Here is a 17,505-nt window from a genome sequence, read left to right on the forward strand (position 1 = left end):
GGCCCACGACCATGTCCCGTCGCCTGATCTCCACCGGCTCTCCCCTCGAGAAGACTGTCGGCTACAGCCGCGCCGTGATCGACGGCGAGTTCGCCTTCGTCGCCGGAACCACCGGCTATGACTACACGACGATGACGATGCCATCAGATGTCACGAGCCAGTCACGCAACTGCTTCAAGACCATCGAAGCCGCCCTGAAGGAGGGCGGATTCGAGATGGCCGATATCGTCCGTGCGACCTACTACGTCACCGACGCCAGCTACATCGATGCCCACTTCGCCGTCTGCGGCGAGGTTCTCGGCGATATCAGGCCGGCTGCGACATTGCTGGTCGTCAGCGCCCTCGCCAAGCCCGAGATGAAGGTCGAGATCGAAGTCACCGCCAAGCGCCGCAGCGTCTGACAAGCGCCGCAGCGCCTGATCCACCCCCCCACCCTTTGTCTGCCAGCACGTTCCGGAGAAACCATCCCATGAGCCACCCCTCGCAGATCTACGCGAAGATCACTGGTCCCATCGTCATGGTCGGCTTCGGCTCCATCGGCAAAGGAACGCTGCCGATGATCGAGCGGCATCTCGACTACGACAAGTCGCGCGTCACCGTGATCGATCCCAAGGACGAGGGCCGCAAGGCGCATTGCGAGAAGCAGAACGTCCGCTTCATCCAGAAGGCCGTGACCCGGGACAATTACCGGGAGTTGCTGACCCCGCTGCTCACCGAAGGCGGCGGCCAGGGTTTTTGCGTCAATCTCTCGGTCGATACCGGCTCCACCGACATCATGGAGCTCTGCAATGAGCTCGGCGCGCTCTACATCGATACCGTCAACGAGCCCTGGCTCGGTTTCTATTTCGATTCCTCGAAGGGCCCGGAAGCGCGTTCCAACTACGCGCTTCGCGAAGTGACGCTGGCCGCCAAGAAGGCGCGCCCGGCGGGCTCGACGACGGCCGTCTCCTGCTGTGGCGCCAATCCCGGCATGGTCTCCTTTTTCGTCAAGCAGGCGCTGCTCAACGTCGCCGCCGACCTGAAGCTCAATGCCCCCAAGCCGAAGACCAAGGCCGAGTGGGCCGATTTGATGCGGCAGGCCGGCATCAAGGGCATCCACATCGCCGAGCGTGACACCCAGCGCTCCAAGTCGCCGAAAGAGCCTGATGTCTTCGTCAACACCTGGTCGGTCGAAGGCTTCCTGTCGGAAGGCGTGCAGCCGTCCGAACTCGGCTGGGGCACCCATGAAAAATGGATGCCCGAGAATGCGCGGACCCACGAAGCCGGCTGCGGCGCCGCCATCTATCTGATGCAGCCCGGCGCCAACACGCGCGTGCGCACCTGGTGCCCGACCCGCGGCGCGCAGTATGGCTTTCTCGTCACCCACAACGAGTCGATCTCGATCTCCGATTACTTCACGGTGCGCGACGCATCGGGCACAGCGGTCTACCGGCCGACCTGCCACTACGCCTACCATCCGGCCGACGATGCCGTGCTGTCGCTGCACGAAATGTTCGGCCGTGCCGCGAAGATGCAGGAAAAGCACCACATCCTCGATGAGAACGAAATCGTCGACGGCATCGACGAACTGGGCGTGCTGCTGTTCGGCCACGACAACAATGCCTATTGGTACGGCTCGCAGCTCTCCATCGAAGAGACCCGCCAACTCGCGCCCTATCAGAACGCCACCGGCCTGCAGGTGACCTCCGCCGTGCTCGGCGGCATGGTGTGGGCGCTGGAAAACCCGAACGAAGGCATCGTCGAAGCCGACGAGATGGATTTCGATCGTCTGCTGGAGATCCAGCTGCCGTATCTCGGCCCGGTGAAGGGTTACTACACCGACTGGACGCCGCTGACGGATCGTCCGGGACTGTTCCCGGAAGACATCGACACGAGCGATCCCTGGCAGTTCCGGAATGTCCTGGTGCGCTGACCTCTCAGCGCTTCCGGTTGATAGCGATGCCCGGCCTTGTGCCGGGCATTTCTTTTTGCCGACCTATTTCGCCAAGTAATCGAACGCCACGCTGCCGAGCCCGAGCGTCAGGTCCGCTTTGAAATGCAGCGCCGAGACCACCTCGCGCACCGGCAGGCGGGCGACGTCGCAGAGTGCGTGAGGAAACAGGCCGAGCGCGGCAGGGCCGGTCCATGCTTCCTTCAGCACGACGTCATCGAGATGAAACCGCACCAGCTCGCAGATCCGCGGGCTGCCGTCGACATGCGGGATGATCTTCAGGATGAAGTTCGGCGCCGCCATCGATTTCAGCACCATGTCGTGGTCGACCTTGCGGTGCTTGTAGCCCATCGTGGCCGAAGCGCAGAGGACCGAGCCGTAATGCAGCGAGCCGACCAGGACGTCGCTCTCGATCTCGATCTTGGGCCTTGCGAGCTTTTTCGGAAAGCCCCACAGCTCGCGGCCGCCGGCGATCGGGGCCTCGTCGTCCAGATACATCGCGTGGGTGTAGCCGCCCTCCTCGCCCTTGAAGCGGACCGGAATCACCTGCCCGGTTTCGGTGTAGTCGCCGAATCCGGTCGAGTCGGGCATGCGGATGAATTCGTATTTCACCACCGGCTCCGCCACCTCGAGCGGCTCGGGCACGATGGCGGCGAGGGCTTCGGGATCGGTCCTGTAGGTGATGATGAAATATTCGCGGTCGAAGAAGCGATATGGCCCCGGCGGGAATGCCGGGTTGGTGAGCGGCATCGAATAAGCGGTGCGGCGGACGTCTTCGATCTTCATGGGAGGCCCCATCTGTCGTTGGCGCGACAGATTATGGAACGGGCCGTCTGCCGAGGCGAGATCAAATGCGCGTCACAATACGCCGGCCGCCGGGCTACTTCTCCTTGATCGGCGGCGCGATCTTCTCCGCGGGCGCCGCCGGCAGTGCCGGCTTGGTCGCCGCACCCTGCGTCTGCGGATCGGGGCGCGCGGGCTCGGGGGCCGGCGTGGTCGGCCGGTCGCCACCGGGCTTGGCCTGCGCGGGCGTCTTGTCCTGATCGCTGGACGGCGTGCCCTGGAGCGGTTGCGTCGCCTGCGCCGTCTGCGTCCGGCTTTCGGCCCGGATCTGCGCCAGCGATAGACCTGACACCACGACGCCTGCTGCGAACAGCGAGCAGGCGATCATCAGGTCGCGTTTCAGTCTGCGCTTGTCATTTGGGCCGGGCATGTCGATCACCGCCTTTGTCCGCGGGACCAACGAACTTGCCCGACTGCGGTTCCATGGCGGACGAGGCGGGAACCGTGCCTTCGCGCGCCAAAACGCCACGCTCAGTCGGAGGTGTTGACTTCCGCGTGGCGGACGCCCGGCAGGTGCTGGAGATCGGTCGCCACCGCGTTCAGCTCGTTCGGATCGACTGCGGTCGCAACCAGCTTTGCGACAATCTCGATCAGGTCATCCCCAGTCTCAACCACGTCGATATCGGCCACCGGATATTTCGCGGCCTCCAACTTGTCGACGAGACGGTCGCGCATGTCGGGCAGGGCGTCGGCCGCGACGGCGAGCTTGAAATAGTAGGTCGCCTCCGAGGTCTTCTCGTTCAGCGGAATGCGGTTGATGGCGTTGACCAGCGGGCGCAGCATGGTGTTGCCGGCGATGACGAACACGGTCAGCGCGGCCGCCTGCGCGACCATGTCCGCGCCGGCACAGGAGCCGACGGCGGCCGAGGCCCACAGCGTCGCCGCGGTGTTGAGCCCGCGCACGTCCATGCCCTGCTTCATGATGACGCCGGCGCCGAGGAAGCCGATGCCCGAGACAACATAGGAGATCACGCGGACCGCACCGTCGGCGCCGGTCAGGTGCATGGCGAGATCGACGAAGGCGGCAGCACCGACCGCGACCAGCACGTTGGTGCGCAGACCCGCGGTGCGCTGGCGGTACTGCCGCTCGGCGCCGATCAGCGTGCCCAGCACGAAGGCTGTGAACAGGCTGACCAGCGTGTCGGCGAAGTCAGCAATCTGGAAGGTCGTCAAAAACCGCATGGTCCCTCGCACGGGTTGGCACACGATCTATGCGAGAGTGCCGACGAGGTCAATTTGAACGGGCACCGGCTGTGGAAGCCGATGCCCGGTCGTCTTGCTTTCTCCGCCTTAATGAGCGGCCGCGAGCAACATCTGCTGGGGCGGCGTGTAGTTCAGCACGGTGCCGCCGTTGCCGTCGGAGGCGAGCACGAAGGACGAGGCCGAGTATTGCGCCAGCAGGGCCCAGGAGTAGCTCTGGCCGCCGTCGGTCGTGACCGTCAAATTGTTCGCGCCGTCGACATCGACACTGCTGACCACCGTGTTGCGGAAGTCGATGGTGTCATCGGCGCCGAAATTGGCGATCGAGCCGGTCAGACCCGCCGGCGTGTCCAGCACCAGCGCTGCGCCGTCGGAGCCGCCGAAATCGACGTTCTGGAGCAGGCCGCCGGCGTAGACATGCTCGCTGCCGCCATCCAGATGCGCGTTCGAGACGTTGCCGCCCGCCCCGACATCCTGCTCGCCACCGCCGCTGACCGTCGTTGCGGTCGCAGCGCCTGCGACGAACTGATAGCCGCCATTGATCGTCGCGCTGCCGTCGGTAGCGCCGGCGTCCACGTACTGGAAGCCGCCGGCTGCGATCGTCGTGCCCGTTGTCGCGCCACCGGAGCCGACATATTGCCGCCCACCGGCATTGATGACGGTGCCGGCAGCGTGGCCATTGCCGAGCACCTGCTGATCGCCGTCGAGCACGGTGTCGGTGACGGTACCTTGGTAAACATCCTGGTAGCCACCCGCCGCGACCGTCGTTCCGGCGGCCCTACCGCCCTGATAGACGTGTTGGGAGCCGCCACTCGCGACGAGGACGCCATTCGCCGTGCCGTAATCGTATTGATTGCCGCCGGCGCCCACCGTCGTGCCCGTCGCCGTTCCGCTCAGATATTGCGTTCCGCCGTCGATCGTCGAGTTGACGTCGCGGCCGCCGGCGGCAACGGACTGCTGTCCGCCAGCCTTGATCGTGGTGTGGGCCGAGGTGCCGTTAGCGTAGACCTGCCCGAAACCGTACAACAGGGTATCTGTCGCACGCCCACCGGCGCGGATGTCCTGATAGCCGCCGGCTTCGATCATCGCGCCGGTCGTGCCGGTGCCAAAAACATGCTGCTGGCCGCCGTTCTTGACCACCGATCCGGTCGAGATGCCGTAGTCTTCTTCGATTCCGTTGCGCAAGACGGTCGCCCCGACCGAGGTGCCGCGGACAACAAGGCTCGGGTTGAAGGACGAGGAGGCCGCCGCGACGATCGCGTTCTCAAGTGAGGCGCCGCTCGCTAGCGTGTAGCCAAAGGCGAGAGGGATCGATTGCGACACGCCGGTATTGCCGGCGGCGTCGCGCAGACGGGCCGTCACATAGGAAAGTCCGGTTGCCGGAGACAGATTGTCCAGCCGCCAGGTGCCGTCGGCGGCGCTGGTGACTGCGTGATCCGTTGGACCAAACGACAAGGTGAGCGCGGAGGTCGCGTCAGCCAGGTCGAGCGTGCCCCGGACGGTGATCGAAAAGGGCGTTGCATCGGAATTTTCGATGCTCGTGATCGCGAGGACGGGGGCGGTCGCATCGACCGTAAAGGTGAATGCGGGCCCGGGGTTGCTATGGTTGCCCAGGCTATCCGTGGCGGTCGCGGCGTAGCTGTAGGTCGAGCCGTCCTGGAGGCCGGACACGCCGAGGCTCCAGCTGCCGTCGCTGCCAACCGTGGTGACGCCAACGACGGAATTGTCGCCGGCATTCGTGACCGTGACGGTGTCTCCGGCATTGCCGGAGCCGGACAGGGTCGTCATCCCGCCATGGAAGTGCGCCGCGTTGATGTAATTGTTGCCGTCCGCACCCGGCGTCACGTCCGCATCGACGATCGTCAGGGCCGGAGGCGTGCGGCTGATCGTATATTGCGTGGTGGTCGAATTCGGCGCGGTGAGGAAAACATCCTCGCCGGTCGAGGAGTTGCTCGTTGTCCACTCCACCACCACGTCGGCTTTTCCGTCTCCATTGAGGTCACCGACGGTGATTCCGTTGGCGCCCGAAGCGAGCGGCAACGTCACCGCCGGGCCGAACGTGCCGTCACCGCGACTGTAGAAGGTCGAAAGCGTATTGTTGCTGCTAGCGACCACGGCGAGGTCCGTTTTACCGTCGCCATTGAAGTCCGCGGCCGCCAAGTTCCAGATGGGCGCCGGTGTCAGGAAGGTCTGTGGCGACGCGAAGGTGCCGTCGCCGTTGCCGAGCAGGATCGCAATCGAGTTGTTGGTTCCGAGTGCAAGATCAAGCTTGCCGTCGCCGTTGAAGTCGCCGCTGATCGTTCTGGATGAGGTGCCGGCCGTGATCGGGGATTGGAACGTGCCATCCCCGTTGCCAAGCCGCACGGCAACCGGCGAACTTGACGAGTCCTGCACAAGCAGATCGATCTTTCCATCGCCGTTGAAATCTCCGCTTGCGAAGGCGTTGGAGGCATTCGTGGCAATGGGCGATCCGAAAGAACCATCGCCGTTACCGAGCAGCAGCGACGTGCCGATGTTGTTCGACATGATCACGTCGGCCCTGCCGTCGCCGTTGAAGTCGGCAAACGCCCTGATATTGCCGCCAGTGCTGCCACCCGTCGCATACTTCGTCGCCGCCGCGAACGTGCCGTCGCCATTGCCCAGCCTGACGTCCAGGGTCCCGGTGAAGATGTTGCCCATCAGGACGTCCAGCTTGCCGTCGCCGTTGACGTCGCCGAGTCGAATCGACGATTCCAGCTCCGAGGCGCCGGTCAGCGAGGTTTGCTTGAACTGGCCCGTGCCGTCATTGGTCCTGACACATCGAGAAAATATGCGGAAGCGCTGACGGTTCGGATGTACACCATATCCTGCTTGCCATCGCCGTTGACGTCGCCGACCGCCGCCGTGTTGATGATGCTGAAGCGCGGGCCGGCCATCTGCGACTCGGACTGGAATGGCCCGATATAATAGCCGCTGGAATCGTGCACATTGGTGCCGGTCAGTTGCAGCCCCAGCGAACCGCTGCCCGAGCCGGTGTTGACCGTGACCGTGTAGCTCGCGCCGTTGCTGCCAGCCACCGGCGTGATGTCCGTGATGCCGGCACCATTGATGCTCCCCGTCGTGGCGAGGGTGAACTGATCGACCGTGACGCCGGACACCGGCTTCGAAAAGGTGACGGTGTAGTGCACGACGGACGCGTCGGTCGACGACGGATCGGTGCCTGTGATGCTGACGAGCGTCGGAAGATCGGGGATGAGTGGCATGGGGATTCCCTGGCGTGGCGCTTGATGCGAGGATTCGAATTGCACGCCGGCTCCGGACAGGCCGACGCCAAGCGCAACTGATCGCGCGGCAGCAATTCGAAATTGCACGCCGTGCTCTCTACATCTGCGACCCTACAGGGACTGCTTGTCGGTTATGTTACACATTAACGATAAACAACATAACGCAGGGAGCCTGTGCCTCGCAGAAACCGGTCCCTCGCAAGATCGACAGACGATCCATGCGAGAGTTGCGCCGCGGTCAATTTGAACGGGCATCGGCGCTATGGAAGCCAATGCCCGTCCGTCTTGGTTTTGCCTGCCTTAGTGAGCGGCCGCGAGCAAGGTCTGCTGTGGCGGCACATAGCTCAGCATCGTTCCGCCGTTGCCGTCGGCCGCGAGCACGAAGGACGAAGCTGCGTACTGCGCCAGCAGCGCCCAGGAGTAGCTCTGGCCGCCGTCGGTCGTGACCGTCAGATTGTTCGCGCTGTCGACATCGACACTACTGACCACCGTGTTGCGGAAGTCGATGGTGTCGTCAGCGCCGAAATTGGCGATCGCGCCAGACAGGCCCGTCGGCGCGTCGAGCACCAGCGTTGCGCCGTTCGAGCCGCCGAAATCGACGTTCTGGAGCAGGCCGCCGGCGTAGACATGCTCGCTGCCGCCGTCGAGATGCGAGTTCGAGGCGATGCCGCCCGCCCCCACTTCCTGCTCGCCACCACCGCTGACGGCTGCGGCGGTCGCAGCACCTGCGACGAACTGATAGCCGCCATTGATCGTCGCACTGCCGTCGGTGGCGCCGGAGTCCACATACTGGAAGCCGTCGGTCTCGATGGTCGTGGCGGTGGTTGCGCCGCCCGAACCGACATATTGCCGCCCGCCGGCATTGATGGTGGTGCCGGTGGCATGGCCGTCCGTGAGCACCTGCTGCTCACCGTCGAGCACGGTGTTGGTGACTGTCCCCTGGGAAACGTCCTGATAGCCGCCCGCCGCAACGGTCGTGCCATCCGCACTGCCGCCCTGATAGACATGCTGGATGCCGCCGCTCTCGACAAGAACCGCGATAGACGTCCCGTAGTCGTACTGAACGCCGCCTGCGCCAACGGTCGCGCTCGTCGTTGACCCGACGATGTACTGCCGGCCACCAGCGATGGTCGCACCGCTGTCGGTGGCGCCGGCGTCGACATACTGGAAGCCGCCGATCGCGATGGTCGTATTGGTGGTCGCGCCACCGGAGCCGACATATTGCCGGCCACCGGCATTGATGACGGTGCCGGCAGCCTGGCCACCGGCAAGCACCTGCTGATTGCCGGCGAGCACGGTGTTGGTGGCCGTCCCCTGGTAGACGTCCTGATAGCCGCCCGCAGCAACGGTGGTGCCGCTGGCACTGCCGCCCTGATAGACGTGTTGGGAGCCGCCGCTCTGGACCATTGCGCCGGTCGCTGTGCCGTAATCGTATTGATTGCCACCCGAGCCGATCGTGGCATTCGCGCTGCTGCCCGTCACATATTGCGTACCGAAGACAGTCGCATCGTGGTCGGCGCCGGCCGTGCTTTGGGTGCCAAGAGCCTCGATGACGGTGCCGTAGGTGCTGCCGTTGACGTAGATGTTCTGGAGTCCGCCCGACTTGATCGTGGTGTGGATCGCCGTGTTGCCGACCGTTTGCGTGCCATAAAGCACCGTGTCCTTGGCGGTCCCCTGGAAGCTCACGAGCTGAGTGGCGCCAGCCTGCACCAGGGTCCCGGTCGCCGTGCCGTATTCGAGCCCTTGGCTCCCACCATTGTATATCGTTGCCCCGGTCGAGGTCCCGCGGACGATTTCGCCCGCGCCAGAGAGAACGATCGCGCCGGTCTCCGCGGCGTTGGAATCCACGGTGAAGAAACTGTCGACAACCACCGCGTTGGCGAGCTGCGTGCTGGAGACAAGCGTATAGTTGCCCCTGATGAGCGTATAGGTCGGCGAGGCGCCGACATTGCCTGCGGCATCCGAGAATCTAGCCACGATCGTCGTCAATCCGTATGGCACGACCTGGCTATTGAACTGCCACGATCCGGTCGCGCTGGAGACGATCACGTCGGTCCCTCCAATCGAGACGGTCACCTGCGCCGGCACGTCGGTCGTCCCCTGCAGGGTGACCTTCGGGTTTGACACCGACGAGTCGGCCGACAAATTGATGCCCGTGATCCCGAGCGATGCGGTCGCATCGACCGTGAAGGTGAACGCCGGGCCGACGCTGCTGTTGCCGTGGGAGTCGGTCGCAGCCGCGACATAGCTGTAAGTGGTGCCGTCCTGCAGGCCGGACACGCCGAGGCTCCACGTGCCGTTCTGGCCGACCGTGGCCGTGCCGACGACTGCGTGAGTCATGGCGTCGGTGACCGAGATGGTGTCGCCGGCATTGCCGGTGCCGGCCAACATCGTCGCCCCACCATGGAAATGCGCCGCGTTGATGTAATTGTTGCCGTCGGCGCCGAGCGTGACGTCCCCGTCGGTGATGGTCAGCGCCGGCGACGTCCGCGCGATCGTGTACGCCGGTCCCGTCTCGCTGGATGAACCGGTCAGCAGGATATCGGTGCCCGAACTTTGAGTGAAAGGATTGGTGCCGAATTGATATCCGACCAGAACGTCGGCCTTGCCGTCGCCGTTCAGGTCACCGACGCCGATCTGCCCGGCGGTCTTGTCGAGCGGCGAGATCCTCACTTGCCCGAACGTGCCGTCGCCGTGACCGAAGAAGGTCGAGAGCGTGTTGTTGGTTCCGACGACCACGAGATCAGCCACGCCATCGCCGTTGATGTCGGCGACCGCGCCGGATCCGATCGTACCCGCCGCCTGAAGAGTCGTCCCGGACGAGGTGAAAGTACCGTCGCCGTTGCCGAGCAGGATCGAGATTGTGGCGCTGCTGACGGCCGCCATGTCGAGCTTGCCGTCACCGTTGAAATCGCCGGTGAGGACAGATGTCGCCGTCTTGACCGGGGACGACGGAGCCTGGAACGTGCCGTCACCATTGCCGAAGCTCAGCGCTATTGCCAGATTGGTCGAATTCCTCGTCACGAGGTCGAGCTTGCCGTCTCCATTGAAGTCGCCATAGGCGATGGAGCCGACGCCGAGATTCGTGGTGATGGCAGTCCCAAACGTACCGTTGCCATTTCCTGGCAGGACCGTGCTGCCGACGACGATGTCGAGCACGCCATCGCCGGTCACGTCGATCACTTTAGGTGTTTGATAGACGCCGCTGCCGGCGGAATAGCTCGTGTTGGCCCCGAACGTGCCGTTACCGTTGCCGAGACGAACAGTCACGGTACCGTCGAGGGTGACCTGTGCGATGTCCAGCTTGCCGTCGCCATTCAGATCGGCAAGCGCCAGCAAGGGCAATAGGCCTGGGCTCGAGGTGTTCGAGGCTGAGGAGAAGTGACCGGTGCCGTCGTTCAGCGCCACGCTGACGTAGCTCGGGTTGACGAAAAAGTTTGTCCCCATCACGACGTCCAGCTTCCCGTCTCCGTTGACGTCGCCGATCGCGAAGGACGTCGGGCTGTTTACGGTCAGCTTCGATTCGGATTGGTACGGTCCGACATAGTAACCATTGGTATCGTGGACGTTGCTTCCCGTGAACTGGAGCGCCACCGAGCCGGAGCCGAATCCGGTATTCACCGTGACCGTATAGCTCGAAAGGTTGCTGCCGGCGACCGGTGTCACGTCGGTGATGCCCGCGCCGCCGATGCTGCCACTCGTTGCAAGGCTGAACTGATCAATCGTGACGCCAAGAACAGGCTTCGAGAACGTGACGGTGTAGTGCACCGTTCCGGCGTCGGTCTGGGTCGGATCGGTCGCTGTGATGCTGGTGATGGTCGGAAGATCGGGGATGACGGGCATCTGAATTCCCTGCGGTGGCGCGTGTTGATGCGGGGATTCGAAATGCACACTGGCCCCGGACAAACCGGCGCCAGGCACATTCGATCGCGCGGCAGCAATTCGAAATTGCACGCCGTGCTCTCTACATCTGCGACCCTACAGAGGCTGCTTGTCGGTTATGTTACACGATAACAAAAATAACATAACAGGGAGAGGCTGTGGATAGTCGGCCTCATAGCTCCAGTAGACCGCCGTCCCCATTTTCGTCGGCGAAGGCCAGCAGCGTGCCCTTGGCGTTCCAGGCAATCGCGGCGACCGGAGGCGTGCCATTGCGGCGAACGAGGATCTCGGCGCCGTCCTCGAGCCGCACCATCAGCACGGTGCCATCGCTGTAGCCGGCGGCGAGGATGTCGTTCTTCGGATGGCAGGCGACCACGGACACGCGCGCCTGCAGGGGCGCGAGCATCGCGGGCTCCTTGCCCATCGGGCCGTCCTTGCTGCCGAACGGCCAGATGATGACTGTGTCGGCACCCGAAGTCGCCAATCCTTTGCCGCCCGCGCTCCATGACATCGAGCGGACGCGGCCGGGATAGCCGGTCATGCGCATGTGCCTGTTGTCGGCAAGCCGCCAGCCGTGCAGCGCCGCCTCGTGCATCGTGGTGACCAGGAACTTGTTGTCCGGGCTGAAGGTGACGCCGAGATGCGAGCCGGCCCAGGGCAGGAATTCGGCCGATCCTTCCATGTTCGGAAACCACAGCGTCGCGCCGTTGTAATGGGCAATCGCGAGCCGCAGGCCCTTCGGCGCGAACGCGAGACCGCCGACGGTCGAGGGCACCTCGAGCGACTTCTCCTCGGTCTTGCCGCTCTTGACGGTGGCCGTCTTGCCGGCCGACCAGGCATAGGCCCCGTCGGGATGCAGCGCCACCGCGTCGATCCAGCGCCGCTTCGGATCGGTGGCGAGCAGCGTCACCTCACCCTTGGCGTCGAGCGACACGACCTTGCCATCGTCGCCGCCCATCATGAGGCGCTTGCCGTCGGAGGCGGTCGACAGAATGCCGCTACTATGCACGGCGACCGTCGTGATCTCGCCCTTGGCGTCGACGAACGCGACATTCTCCTCGCCGCCGACGAAGGCGGCGCGGGGCCCAAGGAAATACACCGAGGTCACGCCCATCCCGAGCGTAACAGGCTTGACGCGATCGGTGACGGAGACGATCGAGGCGGAATCGGGGGCCGGCGTAAACTCTTTCATCACGAGACGATGCAGCTCTCAAAACCCTCGCGAATGGCCTTTTCCGGCAATTCGCGACCGATGAAGACGAGGCGGCTCTGGCGCGGCTCGCCGTCCTTCCATTTCCGCTGGTGGTTGCCCTCCAGCATCATGTGAACGCCCTGGAAGACGTAGCGGTCATCGTCGTCGTGGAACGCAAGGATGCCCTTGGAGCGCAAAATCTTCCCGCCCTCCACCTGCACCAGGTTCTGGAGCCAGGGCATGAACATGTTCGGATCAAGCGGCTTGTCGGTCTTGAGCGAGAGCGACTGCATGTCCTCGTCGTGATAGTGCTTCAGGCCGTGGCCGTGATCATGGTGGTGATGGTCGTGGCCGTGATGATCATGGTCATGGTCATGATCATCGGCATTTAAAAAGTCCGGCTCGATGTCGAGGATGCGGTCGAGGTCGAACGCGCCGCGGTCGAGCACGTCAGCCAAGGCCACCGAGCAGCGCTCGGTGCGGTGCAGCTTCGCATAGGGATTGATGGCGCGGATGCGGGCCTCGACCTCGGCAAGCTCCGGCTTGGTGACGAGATCGGTCTTGTTGAGCACGATGACATCGGCGAAGGCGATCTGGTTCTTGGCCTCGGGCGCATCCTTGAGCCGGTCCGACAGCCATTTGGCGTCGGCAACCGTGACGACGGCGTCGAGCCGCGCGTTCTTCTGCACGTCCTCGTCGACGAAGAAGGTCTGGGCGACAGGCGCGGGATCGGCAAGGCCGGTGGTCTCGACGATGATGGCGTCGAACTTGCCCTTGCGCTTCATCAGGCCGTCCATGATGCGCACGAGGTCGCCGCGCACGGTGCAGCAGATGCAGCCATTGTTCATCTCGAACACTTCCTCATCGGCGCCGATGATGAGGTCGTTGTCGATGCCGATCTCGCCGAATTCGTTGACGATGACGGCGTATTTCTTGCCGTGGTTTTCCGACAGGATGCGATTCAAAAGCGTGGTCTTGCCGGCACCGAGATAGCCGGTCAGCACGGTCACGGGAATTTTCGGGGAAGTCGCTTCAGACATAAGAACTCCGACATCGGGCTTTTCCGCGCGACGCGAGGCGGGGTGGCCCCCTGCCCTAGTGGTCAAGCGCGCTGGTCAGGGCCTTTATATTGTGCCTGACCATGTCAATGTAAGTGGGGGCAAGCCCCTTTTCGCCCGTCAGACCGTCCGAAATCAGGGTCCCGCCGACCTTGGCCCCGGTCTCGGCCGCGATCCGCCGGATCAGACGGTCATCACTGATGTTTTCCAGGAACACGGCCGGGATCTTTTGGGCCTTGATCTGGCCGATGATGGCGGCGATGTCCCGCGCGCTGGGCTCGGTCTCCGTGGAGACCCCCAAGGGGGCCACGAACTGGACACCATATTCGGCGGCGAAATAGCCGAAGGCGTCGTGGGTGGAGATCACCTTGCGCCGCTCCGGCGGGATTTTCGCCGCGGCCTCCCGCACCTCGCGGTCGAGCGCTTCGAGCTTGTCCAGATAGGCCTTTGCCCGGGCGCGGAAGAACTCGGCGTCGTCAGGGTCGGCCGCAGCCAGCGCATTGGCGATGTCGCTCACGTAGATCCTGGCGTTGGGGACGGACTGCCAGGCATGTGGATCCGCGGCCGAGCCGAGCTTCAGCGGTGCGATGCCGGCACTCACGGTGACCACCTGCGCCTTGCTTCCTGCGGACTGCACCAGACGGGGCAGCCAGCCTTCGAGGCCGAGCCCGTTGACGATGACGAGCTTTGCATCCGCAATCCGCTTCGCATCGCTTGGCGCGGGCGTGTAGACGTGGACGTCGCTGTCGGGGCCGACCAGCGTCGTGACGTCGACCCGATCGCCGCCAACGTTCCGGACGAAATCGCCGAGGATCGAGAAACTCGCGACGACATTGAGCCGCTCAGCCGCATGCAGCGGCGAGGCGATCAGCAGGAGCACACAAAGCAGGAGGCGCCGCATCGTCACGCCTCCAGATGCCGGCCGGGAAACATCTGCCGGACGATGCCGCCGACGCGGCCGAACAGCACCGAGACGATGTAGAGCACCGTCGCCACCAGAATGATCGCAGGCCCCGACGGCACGCGGGTCTGGAACGACAGCACGAGGCCCGCATAGCCCGAGACGGCGGCAGCGACGACGGCGATGCAGATCATGACAGTGAGATCGCGCGACCAGAACCGGGCAATGCCGGCCGGCAGGATCATCAGGCCCACCGCGAGCAGCGTGCCGAGCGCCTGAAAGCCGTTGACGAGGTTGATCACGACGAGCGCGAGGAAGGCGAGATGCGCGGGGCCGCCGGCACGGCTGACGGTGCGCAGGAACAAGGGATCGACGCTCTCGATCACCAGCGGGCGATAGATCACCGCGAGCACCAGCAGCGTGACCGTGGCGTTGAAGGCCACCACCAGCAGCGTCTGGTCGTCCATCGCGAGGATGTTGCCGAACAGCACGTGCAAGAGGTCGATGTTGGTGCCCTTGATCGAGACGATGGTCACACCCAGCGCCAGCGAGGCCAGATAGAAGGTCGCAAGCGAGGCGTCCTCCTTGAGCCCGGTCGAACGCGCGACCACGCCGGCGAGGATCGCAACCGCAAATCCTGCAACCAGGCCGCCGGCGGTCATCGCGAACAGATTGAGGCCGGAGAGCAGGAAGCCGACGGCAGCGCCGGGCAGGATCGCATGCGCCATGGCATCGCCGACGAGGCTCATTCGCCGCAGCATCAGGAACACGCCGATCGGCGCACCCGCCAGCGACAGCGCGATCACGGCGGCGAGCGCGCGCCGCATGAACTCGAATTCGGTGAACGGGCCGATCAGCGCGTCATAGATCATCTGCGATCACGCCGCCCGCGAGCGTCCGTCCTCGGCGCAAGCCGTGGCACTATCGTCAAAAGCCTCGCACATCCGCATCGCGACCAGCAGGTTTTCCGGCGTCAGCACCTCCGCCGTCGGCCCCCAGGCCACGGGACCGCGCGCCAGCACCAGTGTTTCGGTGAAATGGTTGCGCACCATTTCCATGTCGTGCAGCGCGGCGAGCACGGTGCGGCCCTCGCCGTGCCAGTGCTTCACCAGCGCGAGCAGATCGGCCGTGGTCTTGCTGTCGATCGCGTTGAAGGGCTCGTCGAGCACGATCAGGCGCGCGTCCTGGAGCAGCACGCGCGCGAACAAGATGCGCTGCATCTGCCCGCCCGAGAGCGTTCCGATGGGGCGGTTCTCGAAGCCGTTGAGGCCGACGGAAGCGATCGCGCGCAGGATCTTCTCCCGCGCAGCCTTGCCGATGCCCCCGAACAGGCCCGCGTCGCGCCACAGCCCGGTGCCGACGAAGTCGAACACCGAGATCGGGAAGCTGCGGTCGATCTCCGCGCTCTGCGGCAGATAGGCGATATCGCGGCTATCGAGCCCGCCGAGATGGATGCTGCCGTCGAGCGGCCGGAGGATGCCGACGATGCCGCGCAACAGCGTCGACTTGCCGGCGCCGTTCGGGCCGATCACGGCTACCAGCGCACCGGAGGCGACCTCGCCGTTGAGATGATGCACGGCCGGATGCCGGTCGTAGCCGAGCGTGACATTATGGAAGTGCACGGCCGCCATGGTCACCTCATCGCCAGGAAGACCACGCCCCAGAGCACGGCACAGACGGCAAGCGCGGCCGCGAGGCGGCCGGCCATGGTCATGCGCAGGATCGACCAGGGCGCGTCCTGGGCCGGATGGGGCGAGGCCGCATCATGGACATGGGCGTGGGTATGATCGTGTCCATGCGAATGCCCGTCGCCATGAGAATGGTCATGGGACTGGCCATGAACGTGGTCGTGGTGATGAGCGTGGGACGCGGCGGGAACCATGCCAGCGACGTTATATTATAACATTACCCCTGTCCACGGCCGGCTCAAGGCTTGCCGATCACCATCGCGATGGCTGCGGCGACGAACGGGAACGGCACCGAGACGGCGCAGCGGAACCAGACGAACCGGGCCGGCATGAACGGGATTTCCCATAAAATCACCCGCTGGAAGGCAAATAAGGCCCAGGCGACGACATAGGCAACCACCTGCGGTACCCCACCGCCCGACTTCAGCGCCACCGTGCCGATGGAGAAGCCGATCACGGGTCCGCCGGGCGTGGCGGCGCCGGCGACCACGGCGGTCGCAACCCCGAGCCAGCCACTGTCCGGCCCGAGCCAGCCGGTGATCACCTCCTGCGGGATGATGGCGGCGATGTAGCCGGAGCCGATCACCCCGAGCGCGATGCGCGGCACGATGTTGATGAAGTCCATGGAGCCTTCGCGGAGCGAGGCCTTGAACACCGGTGGGCCGCGGCGAAAGGCGATCAGGCCGACGCCGAACACCGAGCCCCACAACAGGATGTCGATCAGAAGCGCGGCGCTCAATTCTCGTCGTCCTTCGCGGCCGGCTGCGGATAGATCCGAACATAGACGAAGCGGCCGAGCGCGCCGGCGAGCACCGGCAGCGGCAGCGAGATCAGGATCCGCCACAGCGTGAAGTCGGTGCCCATGATCGGGATTTCCCAGGCCACCGCGCGGCCGTAGCCGATCAGGGTCCAGCTCACGACCATGGCGATGGTGGCGCCGAAATCGGCGCCGACGGCGAGCAGCGCGCTCGCCACAGGATAGGCGGTGAAGGGTCCGCCCGGCAGGATCGCACCGAAGGCGGTGCCGATCAAAAGGCCCATCAGGCCGGATTTCGGCCCGAGCGAGCGCGAGACTTTTTCGTGCGGCAGGATTTCGGAGATGAAGGCCCCGAGCAGGCAGCCGGCCAGCACGCGCGGCAGGATGCCGCCGAACAGCGAGAGGTCGTGCGTGAGAATCTCCAGGACACCGTCCGTGCCATCACGCCGCCAGACCAGGCCCGCGCTCACCGCCACCAGCACCGCGATGATGATGGTCGACCAGCCGATCGGCTCGCGCACACGCCCCGGCCGCGGCTCGGACTCCGCGTCCTCGGCAGGCGCCGGATTGTTCGGGGAAGGCTCTGACAACGGGCTCGGTGGGCTCGAGGGTGATGCCCATCCTGATTAAGGGCGCCGCCCATGCGATGCAAACAGTACGATGGCGGGAAGCGATGCGCACCTCGCGCAGGGCCATGCGAAGCAGCAGTCGAATTCCGCACAGCAAAAAGGCGGTCGCGCATGCGACCGCCTTTTCGAGTTCGTCATCCCGGAGCGGCGACGCCGCACCCG

The 17,505-nt window shown here is 64.7% G+C and carries 16 protein-coding genes; 2 read left to right on the forward strand and 14 right to left on the reverse strand.

The window, feature by feature from the left end; genetic code table 11:
• Positions 1 to 11 precede the first annotated feature (11 nt).
• Positions 12 to 401 carry a RidA family protein gene (locus ACVJ5M_RS42395; protein ID WP_063985717.1) on the forward strand — a complete coding sequence of 130 codons (390 nt, stop codon included), beginning with the start codon at positions 12 to 14 and terminating at the stop codon, positions 399 to 401.
• Between the two features lie 68 nt (positions 402 to 469).
• Positions 470 to 1,912, forward strand: coding sequence for a homospermidine synthase (locus tag ACVJ5M_RS42400; protein WP_063985718.1), 1,443 nt, complete (start codon positions 470 to 472; stop codon positions 1,910 to 1,912).
• Between the two features lie 63 nt (positions 1,913 to 1,975).
• Here ACVJ5M_RS42400 and ACVJ5M_RS42405 read toward each other — a convergent pair whose 3' ends face one another.
• From ACVJ5M_RS42405 to ACVJ5M_RS42470, 14 genes are all read right to left on the reverse strand, one after another.
• A complete protein-coding gene (locus ACVJ5M_RS42405; protein ID WP_063985719.1) occupies positions 1,976 to 2,716 on the reverse strand; it encodes an acetoacetate decarboxylase in 741 nt (246 codons plus the stop codon).
• A gap of 94 nt (positions 2,717 to 2,810) precedes the next feature.
• Positions 2,811 to 3,143: a hypothetical protein gene (locus ACVJ5M_RS42410; RefSeq protein ID WP_063986723.1), complete on the reverse strand. Its 333-nt coding sequence runs from the start codon at positions 3,141 to 3,143 to the stop codon at positions 2,811 to 2,813.
• A 101-nt stretch (positions 3,144 to 3,244) separates the two neighbouring features.
• On the reverse strand, positions 3,245 to 3,955 hold the full coding sequence (locus ACVJ5M_RS42415) for an MgtC/SapB family protein (protein WP_283017745.1): 711 nt from the start codon (positions 3,953 to 3,955) through the stop codon (positions 3,245 to 3,247).
• A gap of 108 nt (positions 3,956 to 4,063) precedes the next feature.
• Positions 4,064 to 6,784: an FG-GAP-like repeat-containing protein gene (locus tag ACVJ5M_RS42420; protein ID WP_456679640.1), complete on the reverse strand. Its 2,721-nt coding sequence runs from the start codon at positions 6,782 to 6,784 to the stop codon at positions 4,064 to 4,066.
• On the reverse strand, positions 6,724 to 7,215 hold the full coding sequence (locus ACVJ5M_RS42425; RefSeq protein ID WP_456679623.1) for a hypothetical protein: 492 nt from the start codon (positions 7,213 to 7,215) through the stop codon (positions 6,724 to 6,726). Before ACVJ5M_RS42425 ends, ACVJ5M_RS42420 begins: the two co-directional genes overlap by 61 nt.
• Positions 7,216 to 7,536: 321 nt before the next feature.
• Positions 7,537 to 11,079, reverse strand: a complete 3,543-nt coding sequence (locus ACVJ5M_RS42430; RefSeq protein ID WP_063985722.1) for an FG-GAP-like repeat-containing protein — start codon at positions 11,077 to 11,079, stop codon at positions 7,537 to 7,539.
• A 211-nt stretch (positions 11,080 to 11,290) separates the two neighbouring features.
• Positions 11,291 to 12,310 (reverse strand): WD40 repeat domain-containing protein, encoded by a 1,020-nt coding sequence (locus tag ACVJ5M_RS42435; protein WP_354098032.1) that lies wholly within the window; start codon positions 12,308 to 12,310, stop codon positions 11,291 to 11,293.
• Positions 12,310 to 13,350 (reverse strand): CobW family GTP-binding protein, encoded by a 1,041-nt coding sequence (locus ACVJ5M_RS42440; protein ID WP_063985724.1) that lies wholly within the window; start codon positions 13,348 to 13,350, stop codon positions 12,310 to 12,312. The genes ACVJ5M_RS42435 and ACVJ5M_RS42440 overlap by 1 nt, the downstream gene beginning before the upstream one ends.
• Before the next feature lie 55 nt (positions 13,351 to 13,405).
• Positions 13,406 to 14,269, reverse strand: a complete 864-nt coding sequence (locus ACVJ5M_RS42445) for a metal ABC transporter solute-binding protein, Zn/Mn family (protein ID WP_063985725.1) — start codon at positions 14,267 to 14,269, stop codon at positions 13,406 to 13,408.
• Positions 14,270 to 14,271: 2 nt separating this feature from the next.
• Complete coding sequence (locus ACVJ5M_RS42450) at positions 14,272 to 15,141, reverse strand: metal ABC transporter permease (protein WP_063985726.1); 870 nt, start codon at positions 15,139 to 15,141, stop codon at positions 14,272 to 14,274.
• A gap of 6 nt (positions 15,142 to 15,147) precedes the next feature.
• Positions 15,148 to 15,900 carry a metal ABC transporter ATP-binding protein gene (locus tag ACVJ5M_RS42455; RefSeq protein ID WP_063985727.1) on the reverse strand — a complete coding sequence of 251 codons (753 nt, stop codon included), beginning with the start codon at positions 15,898 to 15,900 and terminating at the stop codon, positions 15,148 to 15,150.
• 2 nt (positions 15,901 to 15,902) lie between these two features.
• On the reverse strand, positions 15,903 to 16,151 hold the full coding sequence (locus tag ACVJ5M_RS42460; RefSeq protein ID WP_063985728.1) for a hypothetical protein: 249 nt from the start codon (positions 16,149 to 16,151) through the stop codon (positions 15,903 to 15,905).
• A 44-nt stretch (positions 16,152 to 16,195) separates the two neighbouring features.
• Positions 16,196 to 16,696 (reverse strand): hypothetical protein, encoded by a 501-nt coding sequence (locus ACVJ5M_RS42465; RefSeq protein WP_008138982.1) that lies wholly within the window; start codon positions 16,694 to 16,696, stop codon positions 16,196 to 16,198.
• Entirely contained in the window at positions 16,693 to 17,304 is a 612-nt protein-coding gene (locus ACVJ5M_RS42470) for a permease (protein WP_063985729.1), read from the reverse strand. Before ACVJ5M_RS42470 ends, ACVJ5M_RS42465 begins: the two co-directional genes overlap by 4 nt.
• Between the last annotated feature and the right edge of the window lie 201 nt (positions 17,305 to 17,505).

The organism is Bradyrhizobium sp. S3.7.6, assembly GCF_054061875.1.

Coding starts and splice junctions, on each gene's coding strand:
- ACVJ5M_RS42440 (WP_063985724.1), bottom strand. CDS start 13,350: ATGTCTGAAGCGACTTCCCCGAAAATTCCCGTGACCGTGCTGACCGGC.
- ACVJ5M_RS42400 (WP_063985718.1), top strand. CDS start 470: ATGAGCCACCCCTCGCAGATCTACGCGAAGATCACTGGTCCCATCGTC.
- ACVJ5M_RS42410 (WP_063986723.1), bottom strand. CDS start 3,143: ATGCCCGGCCCAAATGACAAGCGCAGACTGAAACGCGACCTGATGATC.
- ACVJ5M_RS42455 (WP_063985727.1), bottom strand. CDS start 15,900: ATGGCGGCCGTGCACTTCCATAATGTCACGCTCGGCTACGACCGGCAT.
- ACVJ5M_RS42450 (WP_063985726.1), bottom strand. CDS start 15,141: ATGATCTATGACGCGCTGATCGGCCCGTTCACCGAATTCGAGTTCATG.
- ACVJ5M_RS42435 (WP_354098032.1), bottom strand. CDS start 12,310: ATGAAAGAGTTTACGCCGGCCCCCGATTCCGCCTCGATCGTCTCCGTC.
- ACVJ5M_RS42430 (WP_063985722.1), bottom strand. CDS start 11,079: ATGCCCGTCATCCCCGATCTTCCGACCATCACCAGCATCACAGCGACC.
- ACVJ5M_RS42395 (WP_063985717.1), top strand. CDS start 12: ATGTCCCGTCGCCTGATCTCCACCGGCTCTCCCCTCGAGAAGACTGTC.
- ACVJ5M_RS42460 (WP_063985728.1), bottom strand. CDS start 16,151: ATGGTTCCCGCCGCGTCCCACGCTCATCACCACGACCACGTTCATGGC.
- ACVJ5M_RS42415 (WP_283017745.1), bottom strand. CDS start 3,955: ATGCGGTTTTTGACGACCTTCCAGATTGCTGACTTCGCCGACACGCTG.
- ACVJ5M_RS42445 (WP_063985725.1), bottom strand. CDS start 14,269: ATGCGGCGCCTCCTGCTTTGTGTGCTCCTGCTGATCGCCTCGCCGCTG.
- ACVJ5M_RS42405 (WP_063985719.1), bottom strand. CDS start 2,716: ATGAAGATCGAAGACGTCCGCCGCACCGCTTATTCGATGCCGCTCACC.
- ACVJ5M_RS42425 (WP_456679623.1), bottom strand. CDS start 7,215: ATGCCACTCATCCCCGATCTTCCGACGCTCGTCAGCATCACAGGCACC.